22 protein-coding genes and 1 tRNA gene are annotated in these 18,015 nt (G+C 67.9%); 14 read left to right on the top strand and 9 right to left on the bottom strand.

Translation table 11 applies throughout. The annotated features are described in order from the left end of the window. Both ACGFNP_RS10885 and ACGFNP_RS10880 read right to left on the bottom strand, forming a co-directional pair. On the bottom strand, positions 1–228 hold the full coding sequence (locus tag ACGFNP_RS10885) for a helix-turn-helix transcriptional regulator (RefSeq protein WP_393317146.1): 228 nt from the start codon (positions 226–228) through the stop codon (positions 1–3). Continuing rightward, positions 222–650, bottom strand: coding sequence for a hypothetical protein (locus ACGFNP_RS10880; protein WP_358341052.1), 429 nt, complete (start codon positions 648–650; stop codon positions 222–224). The genes ACGFNP_RS10885 and ACGFNP_RS10880 overlap by 7 nt, the downstream gene beginning before the upstream one ends. A 117-nt stretch (positions 651–767) precedes the next feature. Here ACGFNP_RS10880 and ACGFNP_RS10875 point away from each other — a divergent pair, with 117 nt between their 5' ends. Further along, a complete protein-coding gene (locus ACGFNP_RS10875; RefSeq protein WP_358341051.1) occupies positions 768–1,229 on the top strand; it encodes a GNAT family N-acetyltransferase in 462 nt (153 codons plus the stop codon). Positions 1,230–1,233: 4 nt separating this feature from the next. Here the strand turns inward: ACGFNP_RS10875 and ACGFNP_RS10870 are convergent, their stop codons facing one another. From ACGFNP_RS10870 to ACGFNP_RS10860, 3 genes are all read right to left on the bottom strand, one after another. Beyond that, complete coding sequence (locus ACGFNP_RS10870; protein ID WP_393317142.1) at positions 1,234–2,169, bottom strand: DUF3800 domain-containing protein; 936 nt, start codon at positions 2,167–2,169, stop codon at positions 1,234–1,236. 88 nt (positions 2,170–2,257) lie between these two features. Continuing rightward, a complete protein-coding gene (locus ACGFNP_RS10865; RefSeq protein ID WP_358341047.1) occupies positions 2,258–3,043 on the bottom strand; it encodes an SDR family oxidoreductase in 786 nt (261 codons plus the stop codon). 53 nt (positions 3,044–3,096) lie between these two features. Next, positions 3,097–4,122, bottom strand: a complete 1,026-nt coding sequence (locus ACGFNP_RS10860) for a hypothetical protein (RefSeq protein WP_358341045.1) — start codon at positions 4,120–4,122, stop codon at positions 3,097–3,099. A 134-nt stretch (positions 4,123–4,256) separates the two neighbouring features. Between ACGFNP_RS10860 and ACGFNP_RS10855 the strand changes: the two genes are divergently transcribed. Then, positions 4,257–5,009 (top strand): metallophosphoesterase, encoded by a 753-nt coding sequence (locus ACGFNP_RS10855; RefSeq protein WP_358341043.1) that lies wholly within the window; start codon positions 4,257–4,259, stop codon positions 5,007–5,009. Here ACGFNP_RS10855 and ACGFNP_RS10850 read toward each other — a convergent pair. After that, complete coding sequence (locus ACGFNP_RS10850; RefSeq protein ID WP_358341041.1) at positions 5,006–5,578, bottom strand: TetR family transcriptional regulator; 573 nt, start codon at positions 5,576–5,578, stop codon at positions 5,006–5,008. The genes ACGFNP_RS10855 and ACGFNP_RS10850 overlap by 4 nt on opposite strands. A 166-nt stretch (positions 5,579–5,744) precedes the next feature. Here ACGFNP_RS10850 and ACGFNP_RS10845 point away from each other — a divergent pair, with 166 nt between their 5' ends. The 6 genes from ACGFNP_RS10845 to ACGFNP_RS10820 are packed head-to-tail and all read left to right on the top strand — an operon-like array spanning position 5,745 to position 10,292. Beyond that, entirely contained in the window at positions 5,745–7,481 is a 1,737-nt protein-coding gene (locus ACGFNP_RS10845) for an MDR family MFS transporter (RefSeq protein ID WP_393317137.1), read from the top strand. Continuing rightward, positions 7,478–7,900 (top strand): hypothetical protein, encoded by a 423-nt coding sequence (locus ACGFNP_RS10840; RefSeq protein ID WP_358341038.1) that lies wholly within the window; start codon positions 7,478–7,480, stop codon positions 7,898–7,900. Before ACGFNP_RS10845 ends, ACGFNP_RS10840 begins: the two co-directional genes overlap by 4 nt. Next, complete coding sequence (locus tag ACGFNP_RS10835; RefSeq protein WP_393317134.1) at positions 7,897–8,136, top strand: hypothetical protein; 240 nt, start codon at positions 7,897–7,899, stop codon at positions 8,134–8,136. The genes ACGFNP_RS10840 and ACGFNP_RS10835 overlap by 4 nt, the downstream gene beginning before the upstream one ends. Before the next feature lie 15 nt (positions 8,137–8,151). Then, a complete protein-coding gene (locus ACGFNP_RS10830; protein WP_358341034.1) occupies positions 8,152–8,637 on the top strand; it encodes a universal stress protein in 486 nt (161 codons plus the stop codon). A 54-nt stretch (positions 8,638–8,691) separates the two neighbouring features. Further along, positions 8,692–9,420, top strand: a complete 729-nt coding sequence (locus tag ACGFNP_RS10825) for a M15 family metallopeptidase (RefSeq protein ID WP_358341032.1) — start codon at positions 8,692–8,694, stop codon at positions 9,418–9,420. 26 nt (positions 9,421–9,446) lie between these two features. Beyond that, positions 9,447–10,292, top strand: a complete 846-nt coding sequence (locus ACGFNP_RS10820; protein WP_358341030.1) for an NUDIX domain-containing protein — start codon at positions 9,447–9,449, stop codon at positions 10,290–10,292. Positions 10,293–10,300: 8 nt separating this feature from the next. On the opposite strand, the gene ACGFNP_RS10815 is transcribed toward ACGFNP_RS10820, so the two are convergent. Then, a complete protein-coding gene (locus tag ACGFNP_RS10815) occupies positions 10,301–10,654 on the bottom strand; it encodes an STAS domain-containing protein (protein ID WP_358341028.1) in 354 nt (117 codons plus the stop codon). 24 nt (positions 10,655–10,678) lie between these two features. On the opposite strand from ACGFNP_RS10815, the gene ACGFNP_RS10810 reads away from it, so the two are divergent. Together ACGFNP_RS10810 and ACGFNP_RS10805 are read left to right on the top strand one after the other, a co-directional pair. After that, positions 10,679–10,768, top strand: a tRNA-Ser gene (locus tag ACGFNP_RS10810). Between the two features lie 116 nt (positions 10,769–10,884). Continuing rightward, on the top strand, positions 10,885–11,028 hold the full coding sequence (locus ACGFNP_RS10805; protein WP_393317129.1) for a hypothetical protein: 144 nt from the start codon (positions 10,885–10,887) through the stop codon (positions 11,026–11,028). Between the two features lie 353 nt (positions 11,029–11,381). Here ACGFNP_RS10805 and ACGFNP_RS10800 read toward each other — a convergent pair whose 3' ends face one another. After that, on the bottom strand, positions 11,382–13,433 hold the full coding sequence (locus ACGFNP_RS10800; RefSeq protein ID WP_393317126.1) for an AAA family ATPase: 2,052 nt from the start codon (positions 13,431–13,433) through the stop codon (positions 11,382–11,384). A 115-nt stretch (positions 13,434–13,548) separates the two neighbouring features. Between ACGFNP_RS10800 and ACGFNP_RS10795 the strand changes: the two genes are divergently transcribed. Then, positions 13,549–14,505: an NAD(P)H-quinone oxidoreductase gene (locus ACGFNP_RS10795; protein WP_358341022.1), complete on the top strand. Its 957-nt coding sequence runs from the start codon at positions 13,549–13,551 to the stop codon at positions 14,503–14,505. Between the two features lie 5 nt (positions 14,506–14,510). After that, a complete protein-coding gene (locus ACGFNP_RS10790; RefSeq protein WP_214635013.1) occupies positions 14,511–15,023 on the top strand; it encodes a bacterial proteasome activator family protein in 513 nt (170 codons plus the stop codon). Here the strand turns inward: ACGFNP_RS10790 and ACGFNP_RS10785 are convergent. After that, positions 15,014–15,820, bottom strand: a complete 807-nt coding sequence (locus tag ACGFNP_RS10785) for an HAD family hydrolase (protein WP_358341020.1) — start codon at positions 15,818–15,820, stop codon at positions 15,014–15,016. The genes ACGFNP_RS10790 and ACGFNP_RS10785 overlap by 10 nt on opposite strands. Positions 15,821–16,043: 223 nt before the next feature. On the opposite strand from ACGFNP_RS10785, the gene ACGFNP_RS10780 reads away from it, so the two are divergent. Both ACGFNP_RS10780 and ACGFNP_RS10775 read left to right on the top strand, forming a co-directional pair. Then, positions 16,044–16,247, top strand: coding sequence for a cold-shock protein (locus ACGFNP_RS10780; RefSeq protein WP_043619750.1), 204 nt, complete (start codon positions 16,044–16,046; stop codon positions 16,245–16,247). A 236-nt stretch (positions 16,248–16,483) separates the two neighbouring features. Continuing rightward, complete coding sequence (locus tag ACGFNP_RS10775) at positions 16,484–18,004, top strand: hypothetical protein (protein ID WP_393317121.1); 1,521 nt, start codon at positions 16,484–16,486, stop codon at positions 18,002–18,004. The last annotated feature ends 11 nt before the right edge of the window (positions 18,005–18,015 follow it).

Below are 18,015 nucleotides of genomic sequence, written 5' to 3'. Positions count from 1 at the left end.
TCACTCTCCCGGGGATCCGGGATACTGGAACACGTCGTCGAGCGGGACGCCGAACACCTGGGCGATCCGGAAGGCCATCTCCAGGGACGGCGAATAGCGGCTCTGCTCGATGGCGATGACGGTCTGCCGGGTCACGCCGATGCGCTCGGCGAGCTCGGCCTGGGTCATCTCGCCGTGCGCGAAGCGCAGCGAGCGGATGCGGTTCGTGACGAGCGTCGACTTCACCACTGCGGCAGGCTCCTGCGATACACGATGACCTTCGTGATCCCGCCGAGAACCGCCGACAGCACGAAGCAGAGGTAGACCACGTTGGCGATCCAGAACCAGTCCCACTCGGCCATCGCCATGACCATCGCCGCGACCGCGCCGATGACGACGAACGACTGGCCGGTGTATTCGCCGAGCCGGCCGATCTCCCTGTCCCGCTCGTCCGTGGCGCGGGACGCCCTCGGGTTCACGATCGCGATGCCGATCTCGGCCACCATCGACGCGACGATGGCGGCGCCGATGGTCCAGAGCAGGGTGGTGACGTACGGCACCTCAGGCAGTGGGCGTCCGTTCGCGCGACTCATGATGATGACCACATAGGCGGCGTACCCGAGCACGGCGACGACCAGCCTGATCCACGCGCGTTTCTCCTCGTGCGTCATGGCCCACCCCTTTCGATGCATAGGATCTCCGACATCATCAATGTAGTCAAAATTTGACTCCATGTCTAGAATATTTTACATCGCGGCGCCTGTCCAACCTCGGCCATCATGTTGTGCATGTCCATCAAGACCGCTGCCCCGGAAGATCTGCCGGCTCTGCTCGCCCTCGCCGTGGACTTCTACAAGGAGGACGGCTTCGCCACCTCGGAAGCCGAGCTGAGGACCAACCTGGCCACGCTGATCGCCTCTCCCACGGCTCGCGTCGCGGTGAGCGAGGCGGACGGTCGCGTGGTCGCGTTCGCCATCACCACGACCACGTTCGGGCTCGAATCCGGCCTGATCGCCGAGCTCGAAGACCTCTACGTCGCCCCGGAGGCGCGCCGGCGCGGCGAGGCGCAGCGCCTCATCGAGGACAGCCTGCGCTGGTCCGCCGGCCGGGGTTGCGGCCAGCTCGAGATCGTGATCGCCCCCAACGGGCAGGACGTGAGCCACCTGTTCGACTTCTACCGCAAGCGCGGCTTCCGGGACGAGGGCCGCCGGCTGCTCAGCCAACCGCTGGACCCGCACACCCGCGGATAGGACTTCAGGGCGGGCCGCTCGGTGCGAGCAGGGACCAGCTTCGGTCGTCTCCCCAGACGGAGAACGCATCCACATACGGTCGCAGCAATGCGGTGAGTTCGGCGTCGCCCTGGTGGGTGAGTTCGTCTTCCGCTATTTTCCGCGCCGCTCCCGCGAGGAGGTCGGCCACCTGGATCCGTGCGTCCAGGCGTGAGTCGACAAGTCGCAGGTCGGCCAGTCGGCCCGTCTCCTTCAACTCGTCAATGCGTTCTTCCGTGAGGAGGGTCTGCCGGTCGTGAACGACGGAAACGGGCTTCCCGGTTTCGCCCCAGTAAATGGCGGCCTGGATGATGGCCGGGAACAGCGGGTTCAGCGTGGGCGGCCGCGCGCGGAAAGAGTCCATGTTGGGCCTGGACTCCCAGAGCAGGTTCATTATTTCGCCCACCCGGCTCTGTGGGGCGGCGCGGCGAAGGGTGTCGATCCTCTTGAAGACCGAGTCGACGGAAGCGCCCGGACCTCGGCCGTTCTTGGTACGCATCAGGTCGTTGAAGGAGTCCAGGAAGGCGTTCCACTGCTCGGGGCCGAACGTGTGCCCGCCCTCTCGGTAGAGCGTGCCGGCCATGGCCCGGGGGTCCTGGTCCTGCTCGGCGAGCAGGTCGATGAATCTGCTTATCGCGAAGAAGGTCTTGTCGATCAGATAGACGTGCGCGTTCCCGTGGAGTGGGGACGAAGGACCGAGCAGCCACTTGAGGGCGTTCAGGTGTTTCTTCCTGCGGATGACGCCCGACTTGTATTCCGTGGTCGGGGAGGGGGCTCGGTTCCGTACTTCTCGGATGCAGTCAGCCGCTGATTCGATGTCCAGCCGTATGCTGGCGTGGGCGAACACCGCCGTGTTTCCGCCAATGAGCTTCTCCCCTTCTGAGCCGGACTCGTCGCAGGCGATTTCGAAGGGTTGTGTCACGGCCTGGCTCTTCCACGGATGGGCGCTGCTCGGCTCCGAGTCTCGCAAGTCGCCGCTTGAGGCTTCAAGTGGATTTCGTCCCTGTGGCTCAGAGATCGGGCAGCGCGAGGTCGAGGTTGGGCTGGTCGATGCCGCCGTCGACCTCCAGCACCTTGCCGGTCAGGTAGCGCCCCGCAGGCGAGACCAGGTAGAGCACCGCGGCCGCCACGTCCTCCGGCTCGCCGATCCGCTTCAAGGGGGTGGCCTGCTCCATCTGGGTGCGCAGGTTCTCGTCGGTCATGACGATGTCGAGGGCGGAGGTGGCGACCGCGCCGACGGCGATCGCGTTGACGCGCACCCTGGGCGCCAGGTCGCGGGCGGCCAGCCGCGTGTAGTGCGTGAGCGCCGCCTTGGCGCTGCCGTACGCGAGATAACCACGGCCCGCGGTCCGGCCCACGGCGGAGGTGATGTTCACCACCGAGCCGCCGGTCTCGAGCAGGTACGGTACGGCCGCCCGCGTCAGCTCATGCGCGATCCCGACATTGAACTGGAACGCGTTCTCAAGGTGCTTCCGCGTGGTGTCGAGAAAGGCGCGGGGCAGCGCTCCGCCCACATTGTTGACGACCGCGTCCACCCGGCCGAAGGCGTCCACGGCCTGCTTCGCGAGCGCCTCCATGGCGCCCGGCACACTCAGGTCGGCGGGGACGATCAGCGCCCGCCTGCCCGCCTTCTCCACCTGAGCTGCGACGGCGCGTAGCTGCTCCTCCGTACGGGCGGAGATCGCCACGTCCGCGCCCGCCTGCGCGAGGGCGATCGCGGTCGCCGCGCCGATGCCCCGGCCGGCACCGGTGACGATGGCGGCGTGGCCGGTGACGTGGAAGCGGTCCAGGATCATGTCATGACCTCCGACCGCAGCCTAAGGCCAAACTGAAACCTGTTGCAATACGGCTATCCCCGGTGCTTGGTTGAAGCCTTGGCTTTGGCGACAGTTCTTTTGCGGAGCAGCCGGGCGCTCCGGCGCGGCGACTGCTTGCCCACGGACTTCTTCTTGCTCGTGGTGACCTCGGTCTTCTCCTTGGCCGGGTCGACCTCGGCCTTCTCCGGGCTCGTGCCGCTGATTTCGGTGCTGTCATCTTCGCTGTCGCTGCCGACCTCGGCCTTACTTTCGACACCGCCTCTGACCTTGCTTGTGCCGCCGCTCTTCTGCGGAGGCGAGTTTATTATCCGCTCCTTCATCCGCTTGCTGTCGAACAAAACTTTACCACTACCAGGACTCCGCACTTTGAGCGGCTTACGGGGACTCGGCTTCTTCTCTTCACCCTCGTCGGCGTCCTTTTCGCTGGCTTCGGATTCAGCACTGATCGATGCTAATTCGCCCTTCGATGGACTCGGCGCAAGGCCGCCCTCCTTGTACAGGCCGGCATCCACCGACTCGTTGGAAGCATCCAAGGCGCTGACCTCTGCGAGTTCCTTGAGCTGGGCCTTGACATCATTCCCGACCGCTGTTCCGTAGTTGACCGGCAAGTACGGGTGGCACCATCCGATCTGACTTTTACCCACTTCGTTCTTGGGATTGCCGTTATCGATTTTGTACGCCGCGATCGTCTTCTTGCAGTAGGCACAGTTGGGCGAAGTGCATTTGATGTAGTCCACTCCGCCTTTCCCACACGCGGCGAGTATGCACATTTCAGCGTGATTACTGGCCACATCATCGGTGAATGGTCCGGCCACATAGACGTTATAATCCTTGTAGGCAGAGTTGCCCTTGACATAATTGCGAATCTTTTGCCCGGGTCCGTTCGTCTTACTCCTCGGTCCCACGGACAAGCCGCCCACCTTGGACACGACTAGATCGCCTCCGGTCGTCACCGCCACAGTGTAATTGCTGGCCTTTTTGAACGTCTTGCTGAGCCATTCGACGAGTGAGTCGGCGGCAGCCCTCGCTTTTAATTTCGGGTTCCGGTCCGGGTCCATGGGGCGATCACGTCCTTTCTATGGATCTCAGCCAACACGGATGCCCCCACGAGATCGACTTACCGGAAGGCAAGGTCCCCGTCCCGCCCGAAATCCGGTTGTCCACCCAGCCCGCCGCTCAGCATGATCGACCCATGAGATTCGCGGTCATCGGCGACATCCATGCCAACTTCGCCAAGGCCGACGCGATAGTCCGGCGGCACTGCGGTCCCGTCGACGCCATCTTCAGCGTCGGCGACGCCGAGCCCAACAGGACCGAGGCGGACAGCCTCGGTGTAGGCGGCCCGGCCAAATATCGCAAGGTCGGCGATTTCCCGGAGTTCGTCGCGGGGTGGCGCAGCATGAGCGCGCCGGTCTACTTCATCGGCGGAAACCATGAGCCGTGGCCGTCGCTCGACGCCCAGGGGCCCGGCGAATGGGCGCCCGGCTTTCACTTTCTGGGGCGCTCAGGCGTGCGGGAGGTGGCCGGCCTTCGAGTCGCTTTTCTGTCCGGCATCTACTCGCGCCACTTCAGCGAGCCCGACACGCCTCCCGCCGTCACGCCGGAGCGGCTCAAGGAGTACGGCTATTTCACCAGGCCGCAGGTCAACCTGCTGCTCGATCAGGCTCGTGGCAAGAGGATCGACCTCCTGCTCACGCACGAATGGCCCGCCGGGCTCTCGTACCTGCACCAGGGGAAGGAGCCTGTGGGGCGGGACGCCATCCGGGCGCTGACCGACCGGCTCGCGCCTCAGGTGCACGCTTGCGGCCATATGCACACCCCGTTCAGGGAGCGGGTGGGTGCCACGGAGGTCGTCTGCCTTTCGCAGGTCGCCTACGGGCCCGACGCGGTGAGCGTGCTGGAGCTCGCCTCGGACGGCACGCTGAGGGAGCTGCCGATCCGCTAGGGCAGGGGCTCCAGGCCCAGGCAGAGTTCGAAGACCGCTGTGAGCCGGTCGACGTCGGCGGGGGACGGGGTCTCGGGGCCCACGAGGCGGCGGACCGAGCCGAGGCCCAGGAAGACCGCCGTCGCCATCCGGGCCCTGGCATGCGCGTCCGGGCCGCCGAGGAGGGCCGCGATGGGCTCGATCATGACCGCCAGCAGGCGATCGCGGACGAGCGCCTGGATCTCCGGGTCGCCCGCCGAACGTTCGAGTGAGCGCAGGATGGGGCTCTCCGGGTCGTGGGACATGCGTTCGGCGGCGTACTCCGCCAGCCGTCTGGGCAGGCCCGCCCGGTCGCCCTCGACCACGGCGCGGACCGTCGGCTCGCCCGCCAGGACCTCGCCGAACAGGCCCGCCTTGGAGCCGAAGTAGCGGCCCACCAGGGCGATGTTGGCGTCCGCCGCCGAGGCGATCATGCGGACCGTCACCTGCTCGTAGCCGTACTCGCCGAACAGCATGCGCGCTGCCTCCAGCAGCCGCTGGCGGGTGGCCGCGCGATCGCGCGGCCGGGCGTCCGTCAACTGCGCTTCCATGGCCCGAACTCTACTCAAGAACACCCCACTTGCCGCTCGGCTAGTAAACGGTCGTATACTCGCCGAGGAGAAAACGGTAAGAAGGGGATGTGGTGTCTTGGTAGCCCAGACACAGGCCGCGGCCCCCGCGAGGCGGCATTACACTCACCGCGAAATTCTCGAGGTCATGTCCGGGCTCATGCTCGCCATGCTCACCTCGATGATCTCGACCTCGGTGGTCGGCACGGCGTTGCCGACGATCGTGGGGGAACTCGGCGGCCAGGACCAGTACTCCTGGGTGGCGTCGGCGACCATGTTGACGATGACGGTCTCCACGCCGTTGTGGGGCAAGCTGTCCGACCTGTGGGGCAGGAAGCTGCTGTTCCAGAGCGCCCTGGGGTTGTTCGTCGCGGCGTCGCTCGTGGCCGGTCTGTCGCAGAACATCGGGCAGCTCATCGCGGCGCGTGCCGTGCAAGGGCTGGGTGTGGGTGGTCTGTCGGCCCTCGCTCAGGTGATCCTCGGCGACATCGTGTCGCCGCGGGAGCGCGGCCGCTACTCGGGGTACATGGGGGCCGTCTTCGGCATCTCCACGGTCGCGGGGCCGCTGCTCGGCGGGTTCATCGTGGACACCGACTGGCTCGGCTGGCGGTGGTGCTTCTACGTGGTCGTGCCGTTCGCGTTGATCGCGTTCATCGTGATCCAGAAGGTGCTGAAGCTGCCGAGGATCCGGCGCAACACCTCCGTCGACATCTGGGGCGCGACCACCATCACGGCCAGCGCGAGCGCGTTGATGCTGCTGCTGACGCTGGGCGGCACGGAGTTCGAGTGGAACTCCTTCTGGACGTACGCCCTGGGGGCCATCAGCCTGCTCATGCTGGCCCTGGCGGTGCTCTCCGAGCGCACGGCCCGGAACCCGATCCTGCCGCCCAGGCTGTTCAGGAACCGGACGTTCGTGCTCACCGCGGCCGCCTCGCTGTTCGTCGGCGTGGCGATGTTCGGTGCGATGATCTACCTGCCGCAGTACCTGCAGATCGTCAAGGGGCTGAGCCCCACCGAGTCGGGGCTGATGACGCTGCCCATGGTGGTGGCGCTGTTCCTGGGCGGTGTGATCTCCGGGAAGATCGTCACCCAGACCGGCAAGTGGAAGATCTTCCCGGTGGCGGGCCTGCTGATCGTGGCCGTGGGGTTGTTCCTGCTGTCGCGGCTGCACGTGGAGTCGAGCCAGTGGCTCATCGGGTTCGACGTGGCCGTACTGGGCACCGGGCTCGGCCTGTCGATGCAGATGCTCATCCTCGCCGCGCAGAACGGCTCCGAGCTGCGTGACATGGCGTCCACCACGGCGGGTGTCTCGTTCTTCCGGTCGCTCGGCGGCGCCGTGGGTGTGGCCGCGTTCGGCGCGATCCTCACCAACCGCCTCAACAGCGAGATGACCGACATGCTGCGGGCCGCGCACATCAAGCTGCCCGGCGGCTCCTCGCCCAAGCTGGGCAGCCCCAGTGCCATCCAGTCGCTGCCCGGGCCGATCAAGCACATCATGCTGGAAGCCTTCACCCGCGGCCTGGAGACCGTCTTCATGGTCGGCGTGCCGATCGCGCTGCTCGGCTTCGTGGCGACGCTCTTCCTCAAGGAGCTGCCGCTCAGAGGCCCCGCGACGCCCGCGCCGGAGCCCAAGCCGCTCAGCAAGGACGACCTGGTCCTGGCCGGGCTGCTGCTGGAGCTCATCGCCCAGCGGATCGAGCGGGCCAACGGCCAGCCGTCCGCACTGGTGTCCGCGGTCGCCAGGATGGCGCCGCCCGATGACCGTACCGAACGGGAGCGCGCCAGATCGGTCGCGCAGAGCGTGCTGCGTCCCACCTCACGCGCTCTGATCGCGCAGGCCGCGCCGCCGCGGAAAGACCTCGTAACAGGAGGAGTCTCATCATGATTCGCAAGTTCGTGGGCGCCGTCGCGGCCGCCCTGGCCTTCATGGCCGGGCTGTGGCTGATGATCGCCCCGTTCGCCCTCGGCACCCAGCCGGAGAACGCCGACTGGACCGACCCGACCACCTCCGAGTTCTTCACCGGCCTGGGCGTCGCGGTCGTCGGGCTCATCGCCGTGGCCGCCTTCGTCGCGGCCATCCACGAGGAGCTCGTGGTCCGCGGTCTGGTGGCCGTACGGCAGAAGCAGGCCGAGCCGGAGCCCGAGCCGGTGGCGCCCGCGCCGCAGGGGTCGTCCGCGGAGCTGGCCAGCCTGCTCGCCCCGCTCGTCGAGGCGCTGCGTGAGGACCTGAACAACGCCGGACGCGGCGGCGACCACCGCCAGAACGGCAAGCCCGCCTTGGTGGGAGTGGAGGAGAACCGATGACGGCCAAGCTGGGCGTCTCCGCCCTTGTCGTGCTGTTCCTGGCCGGCCTGTGGCTGGTCGCGGCGCCGTTCGCGGTGGGCTACCAGCCCAGGGGCGCGGCCTACGCCGACGCGACGGTCAACGATCTGTGGGTCGGCGGCGCGCTGGCCGGCGTCTCCTTCGTGGCCATCGTGATCTACGCCGCCGACGCGCTGCGCGAGCTCGCCGGCCGCGGCAAGCACGTCGCCGACGGCTGACGTGCGAGGCATGCCGTGTACGGCGGTAGCACAGACGACCGGTGGGAGCCCCTCCTAGGCAGGCTCCCCAGCGAGCAGTTCGAGATCGGCAAAGACGGCACCGGGCTGCTGGTGGTCGGCTTCGACGGATCTGGCCCGAGCCGCAACGCGCTCGCGTACGCGGCCGGGCTCGCCCGGCGGGACAACGCCGCGCTGCTCATCGCGTTCGTGGAGACGCTCACCAGCGCCACGTTGTGGTTCTTCGCAGGCTCACCGATCATCCCCGACTCGGCCGGAGACCTGACCGAGGATCTGCGGAGCGAGCTGAGCGGGGTCGGCGTTCCGTGGCGGTTCGTCATGGTGCGGGGTGACACGGCGCGTGAGCTGGAAACACTCGCGGACTCCTGCATGGCCGACGCCATCGTGGTGGGCCGGTCCCGCTCGCTGTGGCACACGTTCGGCGGCTCGGTGGCCGTGGGGCTGGCCAGGCGTGCTCGCCGTACCGTGCTGATCGTGCCCTGACCTCGCCTCGCCGATACCGCCCTGACCTCGTAGGACGTCGCGTAGGGTGGCCGCATGAAACGTACTGCCGCTGCGTTCGTGGTGTTCGCGTCCGTTTCGTGCGGCGGGCAGGCGCCGGTCGCCTCACAGGCGCCGCCTGAGGTCCAGCCCCAGGCGCTGACCCAGCCGCCGGTGCCCGCGACGCCCACCCCGACGGCGAAGACCACCGGGCCACCGAAGTTCACCGCCAAGGTCACCAAGATCTCGCGCAGCCGCCTGCCCTACTCGTGGAAGCCCGGCTGCCCGGTCTCCTACCAGGACCTGCGCCTGATCACGATGACGTACTGGGGCTTCGACGACAAGGCGCACACCGGTGGTGAGCTGGTCGTGCGCAAGACCGTCACCGACGACGTCGTCAAGGTCTTCGGGAAGCTGTACGCCATGCGCTACCCGATCAAGCAGATGCGGCTCGTCGACGTCTACAAGGGCGACGACTACGACTCGATCGACGCCGACAACACCTCGGCCTTCAACTGCCGCGCCGCCACTGGGTCCAGCAACTGGTCCAACCACGCGTACGGCGAGGCGATCGACATCAACCCGCGCGAGAACCCGTACGTCACCGCGAGCGGCAGCACTGCCCATCAGAACGCCAAAAAGTTCGCCAAGCGCCCCGCGAAGGGCGAGGGCGTGATCAACCCGGGCGACCGGGTCGTCAGGGCCTTCGCCTCGGTGGGCTGGGGCTGGGGCGGTGCCTGGTCGGGCACCAAGGACTTCCAGCACTTCAGCCGCAACGGCCGGTAGCGACTCCGGGCTGACAGAATCAGATCATGGCGGCGAAGGACGGCGACGGTTGGACCCAATGCGAGCGCGGTCACCGGCACTGGGGGCTGCACGGGGCCTCGGGGCTCCTGGCCGTACACCATGACGAGCGCGGCATGCCGTACGTACTCATGCAGAAGCGGGTCTGGTGGAGCCACCACGGCGGCACCTGGGGGCTGCCGGGAGGCGCGCGCGACAGCCACGAGGACGCCGTGACGGGCGCGCTGCGCGAGGCGCACGAAGAGGCGTCCGTACGCGGCGACGAGCTGCGCGTGCAGGGTGTCTACCTGGACGATCACGGCGGGTGGGCGTTCGAGACCGTGATCGCCGAGTCGGCCGAGCTGCTGGCCGCGGCGCCCGCCAACAACGAGAGCACCGAGCTGCGCTGGGTGCCGCTGCCCGAGGTCAAGGCCAGGAAGCTGCACCCCGGGTTCGCCGAGTCGTGGGACAAGATCCAGCCGGAGCTCACCCCCGAGACGCTGGTGCTCGACGTCGCCAACATCGTCGGCGCCCGCGCCCAGCACGGCTGGTGGAGGGACCGGCTCGGCGCGGCGACGCGGCTGCTGACCGACGTCGCGGGGCTGCGGCTGGCGCATTCCGTGCTCGCGCAGTGGTACCCGCGGATCGTGGCGGTCGTGGAGGGCGCCGCGAAGAGCGCGCCGGCCGTGCCCGGTATCCAGGTGGTGGCCGCGACGGGCAGCGGCGACGACGCGATCGTGGACGTCGTACGGCAGGCGCGGCCGTGGGAACGCGTGCTCGTGGTGACGGCGGACCGGGGGCTGAAGGAGCGCGTCAGCAAGCTGGGAGCCACGACCGTGGGCCCCAAGTGGCTGCTGTCACAGCTGGACGATTAGACCGCCAGTCACGGCTGGGCGGTCAGGACGCTGTCGAAGGCGGCCTTCAACCCGGTCACGTCGAGGACCCGACGCAACACACCCTGCACGCCCGTGAGCTCGAGCGACCCGCCGCGCTCACCCGCCTTGCGCTGATGCTCGACCAGCACCCACAACCCGCTGGAATCGCAGAACGCCAGGGCGGCCGTGTCGATGACGATCGAGACGTGACCTGCGGCGATGAGCTCACCCATGACCTGCTTGAGCTGGGGCGCGGTGAGCTTGTCGAGATCACCGCGCAGGCGCACACTCGCCGTGCCGTCGGCCCGTTCCACCTCGACGTTGAGATCCGCCACCTCCTGAACGTACACCGCCGTCACCACAGCCGCTATCGTGGTGTGCGCACTGGAGGGTTCGCATAGTGGACGAGTGCAGCCGCCTTGAAAGCGGCCAGGTCAGCGATGGCCTCGTGGGTTCGAATCCCACACCCTCCGCCACCCTTCAGGGTCCCGTCATTGCCGCGTGCGTCGCCTCGGTCTACCGCCCGCTCCGCGCGCACCCCCACGCCAAGCTCTACTTAGACGGGCGCGAACGGGTACTACCTACAGTGACCATGCATGACCTCCAGAACGACGACGTCGATCGGCCCAAGCGGCGGTACGTCACCGCGGCCTACAAGCCGCGCATTCTGGAGGAGTACGACGTGGGCGCTGGGACGCGGTCGGCGCCTCCCTCGGCGACCTTCTCGCAGGAATAGCCGCGGCGACGCGAATGGCGCGCCTCATGGGAAAAGGCCACGCCGGACGACAGCGCGCTGGGCGCGCCCAGGCTCGGCGCAATCCGACGAAGAAGCCGCGCTCGGTCGCCCGGAATCCCACCTGGACGTGGGATATCACGAACCAATCTCCTCACGGTACGTCGTGCGGCAACGACAATCCGTACATCGATGCGCTGTTTATAACACCGAAATGCTGTCCTGCGTTTCCGGAGAAGTCCGGCTCTCTCGAAGATGCGAGAAATTCCGTGAGCCGCAACACACCGGCTCAACAGATGAAAGACAGGAACCCCTTCGATGCCCTCACCCGCCGCCCGCGTTCGCGCTGCCCGCGCTCACTCCCCCCGTGCGGCGAATCCGTCGCCGACGCAGGCGGCCAACTGCAGGTAGGCCTCCCTGGTCGGTTCCTGGAGCCGCTCGAGGTCGATCTCAGCGCCCTCCTCCAGATGCGGGTCGTACGGCACGCGGATCACCGCACGGCACCTCGCGGCGAAGTGGGCCTCCAGCTTCGAGATGTCGACCGCCGACTTCGACCGCGGACGGACGCTGCAGAGCACCACGGTCGCGTCCCTGACCAGGTTGCCGTAGTGGTGCGCCTCCAGCCAGTCGAGCGTCGCCGACGCTGCCCTGGCGCCGTCCACCGACGGCGAGCTGACCAGCACGATCTGGTCGGCGAGGCCGAGCACGCCGCCCATCGCCGAGTGGAGCAGGCCGGTGCCGCAGTCGGTGATGCAGATCGAGTAGAAGTTCTCCAGCACCTGCGAGACGGCCTGGTAGTCAGAACCGCTGAACGCCTCGGACACCGATGGGTCGCGGTCCGACGCGAGCACCTCCAGCCGCGAAGGCGCCTGCGAGGTGAACGCCCTGATGTCCACGTACCTCTTGACCTGGTCGCTCTCGTTGAGCAGGTCGCGTACGGTCGCCGAGGTCTCCAGGGTGAGCTTGTCGGACAGCGTCCCGCGGTCGGGGTTGGCGTCGACCGCGATCACCCGGTCGCCGCGCATCGCGGCGAGGGTGGCGCCCAGGCCGACCGTGGTCGTGGTCTTGCCCACGCCGCCCTTGAGACTCAGTACGGCCACGCGGTGGTGGCCGGTGGCGACCGGGGTGCGGGCCCTGGTCAGGAGTTCGCGGCGGCGACGGACCTCTGGCGGCTCACCCGGCTTGATCCAGCCACCCGACGCCTTGTAGATCAGGCGGCGCCAGCCCTTGGAGGGGGCGTTGCGGCGGCCTCGGAGGAGCGACTCGGGGTCGAGGCTGTCCGCCGTGGGCTTGCCGGTGATCGGGGGGCGGGGCGGGGCGTTGAAGACCGGCACGGGGGCCGGGCGACGGCGCGGGGCGGGGGGTTCGTCGAAGGTGGGCGGCTCGTCGAAGGTGAGCGGCTGCTCGTAGGCGCGGTCCTGGTCGTAGGAGCGCGGCTGGTCGAAGGCACGGTCCTGGTCGTACGAGCGCGGCTCGTCGAAGGCCCTGGGCCGCGGCTTCGGCTCATCGAACGAACGGGACGGCGGCTCGTCGAACGAACGGGACGGCGGCTTCGGCTCATCGAACGAACGGGACGACGGCTTCGGTTCGTCGAAGTCGAAGGCGCGGGGCGGCGGCTCGTCGAGAGTCCGCGACTCCTCGAAGGCGGGCGGCTTCTCCGCGGCCGGTGGCTTGTCGAAACTCAGCGGCAGGTCGAAGCTCGGCGGCTTGTCCAGGGCCGACGGTTGGTCGAAGGCCGACGGCTTGTCCAAAGCCGACGGCTTCTCGAAGCTCGACGGCTTGTCGAAGCTCGGCAGTTTGTCGAAGCTCAGCGGCTTGTCGAAGGTCAGCGGGACCTCCAGCCGTGGCTCCGTGGCGTCCTCGGCGGGCGGCTCGAAGGTGCCCAGAGCGGGCTCCTCGGCAGTCTCCACCGGGCGCGGCTCGTCGAACGTCTCCGTGGGACGCGGCCACTCCAACGGCGCGGGCCAGGAGGACTTCGTCTCCTCCTCCTGCTCCGGCTCCTCCGCCGCCGGCTTCTTCTCCGGCTTCGGGAAGGACAGCAGCGAGTAGGAGTCGGTGTCGTCGGGCCGGGGCAGCGGCTTGAGCGGCGCCAGGAACCCGTCGTCGGCCTTGCCCAGGCTCGCCGGCGGAGTGACGGGCGCCGGTTCGTCCTTCGTACCGGCCGCCTCCTCGGTAAGCTCCTCCGCGGGCGGAGTGCCGTACACCGAGTCGACCGCGGCCCTGAACAGTGGCGTCGGCGACTCATGCTGAGTCGGCACCGAGAGCCAAGGGTCCTGGGGGTACGGCGAAGCGACGGAGTCCTCCGAGGCAGAGGCGCTGACCGAGATCGGAGCTTCTTCCGTCTCCTTGATCGCGTCCAGCCAGGCCAGCTGTTCCTCGAGAGATTCCTCTCGATCGTGTCTTGCCACCGTGTTTCTCCCCCTGGTGGGTGTAAAGGGGCAGCAAATACATTGCAGGTTAACGTCATCTGTATCGGCAGAGGTCGTCAACCTACAACTTCCTTGCCCGGCTACGGTGGTTGGCATGCGAGCCATCGAGATCACCAGGCCGGGACCACCCGAGGTTCTGGAGTGGCATGAGGTGCCGGATCCGCGTCCCGAGCGGGGCGAAGTCCTCATCGAGGTGACGGCCGCCGGGCTGAACCGGGCCGACGTCCACCAGCGTCAGGGATTTTACGATCCGCCGCCCGGCGCGCCTTCGTACCCGGGGATGGAGGCTTCGGGCGTGGTGGTCGAGATCGGCGAGGACGTGGAGCGTTTCACCCCGGGTGACGAGGTGTGCGCGCTGCTGGCCGGGGGCGGCTATGCCGAGCGGGTGGCCGTGCCGTGGCAGCAGGTCATGCCCGTTCCCGAAGGCGTGACGCTGGTCGAGGCGGCCGGGCTGCCCGAGGTGGCGTGCACGGTCTGGTCCAACGTGTTCATGACCGGGCGGCTGCGGCGCAGCGAGACGCTGCTGGTGCACGGCGGGGCGAGCGGGATCGGGACGTTCGCGATCCAGCTGGCCAAGGCGTTCGGGTCGCGGGTCGTCACGACGGCCGGGTCGGAGGCGAAGCTGGCCCGCCTCAAGGAGCTGGGCGCCGACGAGGCGATCAACTATCGCGAAGAGGACTTCGCCGAGCGGGTGACGGCCGATGTGATCCTCGACATCATGGGCGCCAAATACCTGTCCAGAAATATCCGGGCACTCCGTACGGGCGGCCGGTTGGTGATCATCGGGCTGCAAGGCGGCGCCAAAGCCGAGCTCGATCTGGGCGCCCTGCTCACCAAGCGAGCGGCCGTCCACGGCACCACGCTGCGCGCCCGCCCGGTCGACGAGAAGGGCGTCATCGTGCGCGGCGTCGTCGACAACGTCTGGCCGTTGGTCAGCGCCGGGGCGGTGCGACCCGTGGTGTACGCGGAGGTGCCGATGGCGCAGGCCGCGGAGGCCCACCGAATGTTGGAATCGGGAGAGCACATAGGCAAAATCCTGCTAGTACGGTGAGTGCTATGAATGCTGAGGACAACAACACCCCCCACATCGTGGTGGTGGGCCCGGACTTCCAAGGTCAGGGCGATAGCGGCGAAGACGAGCGATCGGTCACGAACCTCGTCGAACAGCCCGCCAAGGTGATGCGCATCGGCAGCATGATCCGGCAGCTTCTCGAAGAGGTCCGGGCGGCCCCTCTGGACGAGGCCAGCCGTAAGCGGTTGAAGGAGATCCACGAGTCGTCCATCAAGGAGCTCGAGGACGGCCTGGCGCCCGAGCTCGTCGATGAGCTGGAGCGACTGTCGCTGCCCTTCACCGACGAGAACGGCACCCCGCCCAGCGAGGCCGAGCTGCGCATCGCGCACGCCCAGCTCGTGGGATGGCTCGAAGGCTTGTTCCACGGCATCCAGACGACGCTGTTCGCGCAGCAGATGGCGGCCCGTGCCCAGTTGGAGCAGATGCGCAGGGCGCTGCCCGGTGTGCCCCACGACGACATGCAGCGGCCGCCCGGCGGCTCGGGCCCTTACCTGTAGAGCCGCTCGAGTACGCGCGCGACCCCGTCCTCGTTGTTGGCCGCCGTCACATGGTCCACGGCGGCCAGCACGGCGGGGTGCGCGTTGGCGACCGCGTAGGACGTGCCTGCCCAGCCGAGCATGGGCAAGTCGTTTGGCATGTCACCGAACGCCACCACCTGTGATGGTTTGATCTCGTGCTGTTCGGCGAGCGCGGCCAGGGCGGTGGCCTTCGTGACGCCGTGCGCACTCATCTCGATCAGCCCCCTGCCGCTGGAGTGCGTGGCGGTCACCAGGTGTCCCACGAGCCCGTGCACGGCCTCGTGCAGGGGGTCCGGAGCCATGCGCGGGTGCATGGCCAGCAGCTTGGCGCAGGGCCGCGAGGTCAGTGTCGCCGCGCCCACGCGAAGGCCGCCGATGGCCTTGCTGTCCCATCCGCCGAGTGGGAAATCGGACTCATGCGCAAAACCACCTTCATACTCGACCGAAAAAGCGAGTTCGGGCACGTTCGCTCTTAGCTGAGCGACGACTTGCTCCAGTACCTCCACCTCGATGAGGTGAGATTCCACTATCCGTTCGGTATGCAGATCGTAGATCAACGCACCGTTTGCACAGATTGCCAACCCTCGGTGACGCACCGCACCCGCCACGCTGCTCATCCATCTAGGTGGACGGCCCGTGACGAACACGAGGACGGCACCAGTTTCTTCGACTCTCGCGAACGCCGCGGCGGTGCGGGGAGAGACGGTTCCGTCGGTGCGCAGAGCGGTTCCGTCGAGGTCGGTGGCCACTAGGCGCGGCGCGGCAAGGGTTCGCATAACACGTTCCAGTTTGCCCGGTGATGCCGCCGGCCAGAAATCTTCCTAGGGACGGGAACACCAACGCGCCAGAATGGTGTTAGATGTGATGGCGTTGTATTAGCTGATCCCGTAGTGAAAACCAGCATGACTTTGTCTGAGCCACCCCGGGTGCTTGCTGTACGACACACCGGGACTCGCGAGGTGCGGGTCCCATAGATTCACATCCTGAGGGAGAGCTTTTATGGCTCAGGGAACCGTCAAGTGGTTCAACGCCGAGAAGGGCTTCGGCTTCATCGCCCCGGACGGCGGTGCGCCGGACGTGTTCGTGCACTTCTCCGAGATCGTCGGCAACGGCTACCGCAGCCTTGAAGACGGCCAGCGGGTCGAGTTCGAGATCACGCAGGGACAGAAGGGGCCGCAGGCCTCCCAGGTCCGTGCCATCTGACCTGTAGCAGCGAGACAGACCGGGGTTCGCTTCCAGCGGGCCTCGGTCTTTCGCGTCTCCGGACGTTCGGCTGTCACTCTCCGTACAACGTCCGTCAAAAGCCCGCCCGCCGCGTTCCGAACAGTGGTGACAGATCGGTCACGGGTGTGACTCAACTCACATAGCCCCTGAACCATCGATCTTCCACGACCATCGACCGATATATGAGGTACGCGTGGTTGTGTCACCCTGCGACGTTGGTCGCGGTGTTCGTGCTGCTGCTCAACGACCACCTGCTCAAGCAGGTCTGGCCCGGATTCGTCACCGGCAAGCTCAGTGACGTGGCCGGGCTCGTCGTGGCGCCGCCACTGGTGGCGCTGGTCCTCGCCCGGCGGGCCGATCTCGGGGCCGTGCTGGTCACCGGGGTGCTGTTCGCGTTCGTGAAGACGACGGACGCGGGGGCTGAGGGGGCTTCCCAGGTGTGGAGTCTGGTGGCCGGGCCGTCGCGAGTCCTGGCCGATCCTACGGATCTGCTCGCGTTGCCCGCGCTCGGATTGGCCTGGTGGGCTCGCCGGAGAAGTCTCTCCATGTGTCCGGCAGGGCTCTCAGAGGGTCCAAGAGCGTCTCTGCGGCCCCCGGCGGGACTCTGGCGGCTTCCCGGGCTTTCAGGGCGTCTGACCGCGTTCTCGGAGCGTCTCACTGGATTCCCCCGGCGTCTGACGGGGTTCGGGGAGCGGTGGCGGGTGTTGGTCGTCGTGCCGCTGGCGGTGTTCGCGGTGGCGGCGACGGCTGCCGATACACGGTCTACCTCCGTACAGGTCGACGGGGATCGGGATTCCGTGCAGGTGGACGGGGAGCGGATCGTCGTGCTGGTGCGCGGCGGCGGCCCGGGAGGCCTGACCGGGATGTCCTCCGTGGACGGGGGCGCCACCTGGTCCGCCTACTACGGGAGGCCGGCGCGGCTGCCCCAGACCGCCGCCTGCGTGCCCCGGCAGCCGCAGCGGTGCTACCGGGTGCTTCCACTTCCCGAGCGGCCGGCGGTCGCCCAGTCCGATGACGGAGGCAAGACATGGCGGGACTCCTGGACCCGGCCGGAGGACGCCAGGTCGGTCAGGCGGCGCGACGCGGGCTCCATGGCCGCGCTGAGTGCGCTGGCCGTACAGGCTCGGCCCGAGGGGCATGTCGTGGTCGTCGCCAACGGGCTCGACGGCGTGCTCGTACGGGACGTCTCCGGGACGTGGCGATGGCAGAGATGGCCGGAGCCGCTCTCGGCCCCTATGAACGACGCGGTGAACACCGATCCTGAGCAGCATGTGGCGCTGATTCTCGCCGCCCTGATGCTGCTCTCCGCCGCCGGGGCGGGGTTGCGGCGGCTCAGCGGCGTCTACACCGTCTCCGCGTTGGTGGTGTGTACGGGTCTGTACGCCATGTTCGACTCGGGCAGCGATACGTCGTTGTTGTGGGGCATCGATCCGATCAGCCTGGTCATGGGCTTGGCCATGACGCTGATCGGGGCGCTGGTGTGCCTCGGCCTCGCCATCGCCGGGCAGGCCAGGGGCGCGGCGGTGGCCGTCGGCTTCGGGGCGGCGCCGCTGGTGTACGCGACCGTGTACGTGCCCTTCTACGGCTGGGCGCAGGGGGCGCCGGACTCGTACGGCGTCGCGGTAGGGCTCGCCGTCGTGCTGACCGCGTGTGTGGTGACGGCGAGCGGCGCGCTCATCAGACACGCCACCCACTCCCGGACGGCCGACACGACCATGACCGGCTCAAACCACTAGTGGTTTGAGCC

This window comes from Nonomuraea sp. NPDC049269 (assembly GCF_043197155.1).
Taxonomy (GTDB): domain Bacteria; phylum Actinomycetota; class Actinomycetes; order Streptosporangiales; family Streptosporangiaceae; genus Nonomuraea.
The sequence above is the reverse complement of the archived record's forward strand: the minus strand, read 5'-3'. Positions and strand labels throughout refer to the sequence as shown.

Excerpts from the sequence above, each read along its gene's own strand:
- ACGFNP_RS10835 (WP_393317134.1), top strand. The coding sequence starts at position 7,897 with ATGACGGCCAAGCTGGGCGTCTCCGCCCTTGTCGTGCTGTTCCTGGCC.
- ACGFNP_RS10880 (WP_358341052.1), bottom strand. The coding sequence starts at position 650 with ATGACGCACGAGGAGAAACGCGCGTGGATCAGGCTGGTCGTCGCCGTG.
- ACGFNP_RS10860 (WP_358341045.1), bottom strand. The coding sequence starts at position 4,122 with ATGGACCCGGACCGGAACCCGAAATTAAAAGCGAGGGCTGCCGCCGAC.
- ACGFNP_RS10840 (WP_358341038.1), top strand. The coding sequence starts at position 7,478 with ATGATTCGCAAGTTCGTGGGCGCCGTCGCGGCCGCCCTGGCCTTCATG.
- ACGFNP_RS10820 (WP_358341030.1), top strand. The coding sequence starts at position 9,447 with ATGGCGGCGAAGGACGGCGACGGTTGGACCCAATGCGAGCGCGGTCAC.
- ACGFNP_RS10785 (WP_358341020.1), bottom strand. The coding sequence starts at position 15,820 with ATGCGAACCCTTGCCGCGCCGCGCCTAGTGGCCACCGACCTCGACGGA.
- ACGFNP_RS10825 (WP_358341032.1), top strand. The coding sequence starts at position 8,692 with ATGAAACGTACTGCCGCTGCGTTCGTGGTGTTCGCGTCCGTTTCGTGC.
- ACGFNP_RS10845 (WP_393317137.1), top strand. The coding sequence starts at position 5,745 with ATGTCCGGGCTCATGCTCGCCATGCTCACCTCGATGATCTCGACCTCG.
- ACGFNP_RS10790 (WP_214635013.1), top strand. The coding sequence starts at position 14,511 with ATGAATGCTGAGGACAACAACACCCCCCACATCGTGGTGGTGGGCCCG.
- ACGFNP_RS10855 (WP_358341043.1), top strand. The coding sequence starts at position 4,257 with ATGAGATTCGCGGTCATCGGCGACATCCATGCCAACTTCGCCAAGGCC.
- ACGFNP_RS10875 (WP_358341051.1), top strand. The coding sequence starts at position 768 with ATGTCCATCAAGACCGCTGCCCCGGAAGATCTGCCGGCTCTGCTCGCC.
- ACGFNP_RS10780 (WP_043619750.1), top strand. The coding sequence starts at position 16,044 with ATGGCTCAGGGAACCGTCAAGTGGTTCAACGCCGAGAAGGGCTTCGGC.
- ACGFNP_RS10795 (WP_358341022.1), top strand. The coding sequence starts at position 13,549 with ATGCGAGCCATCGAGATCACCAGGCCGGGACCACCCGAGGTTCTGGAG.
- ACGFNP_RS10805 (WP_393317129.1), top strand. The coding sequence starts at position 10,885 with ATGCATGACCTCCAGAACGACGACGTCGATCGGCCCAAGCGGCGGTAC.
- ACGFNP_RS10865 (WP_358341047.1), bottom strand. The coding sequence starts at position 3,043 with ATGATCCTGGACCGCTTCCACGTCACCGGCCACGCCGCCATCGTCACC.
- ACGFNP_RS10850 (WP_358341041.1), bottom strand. The coding sequence starts at position 5,578 with ATGGAAGCGCAGTTGACGGACGCCCGGCCGCGCGATCGCGCGGCCACC.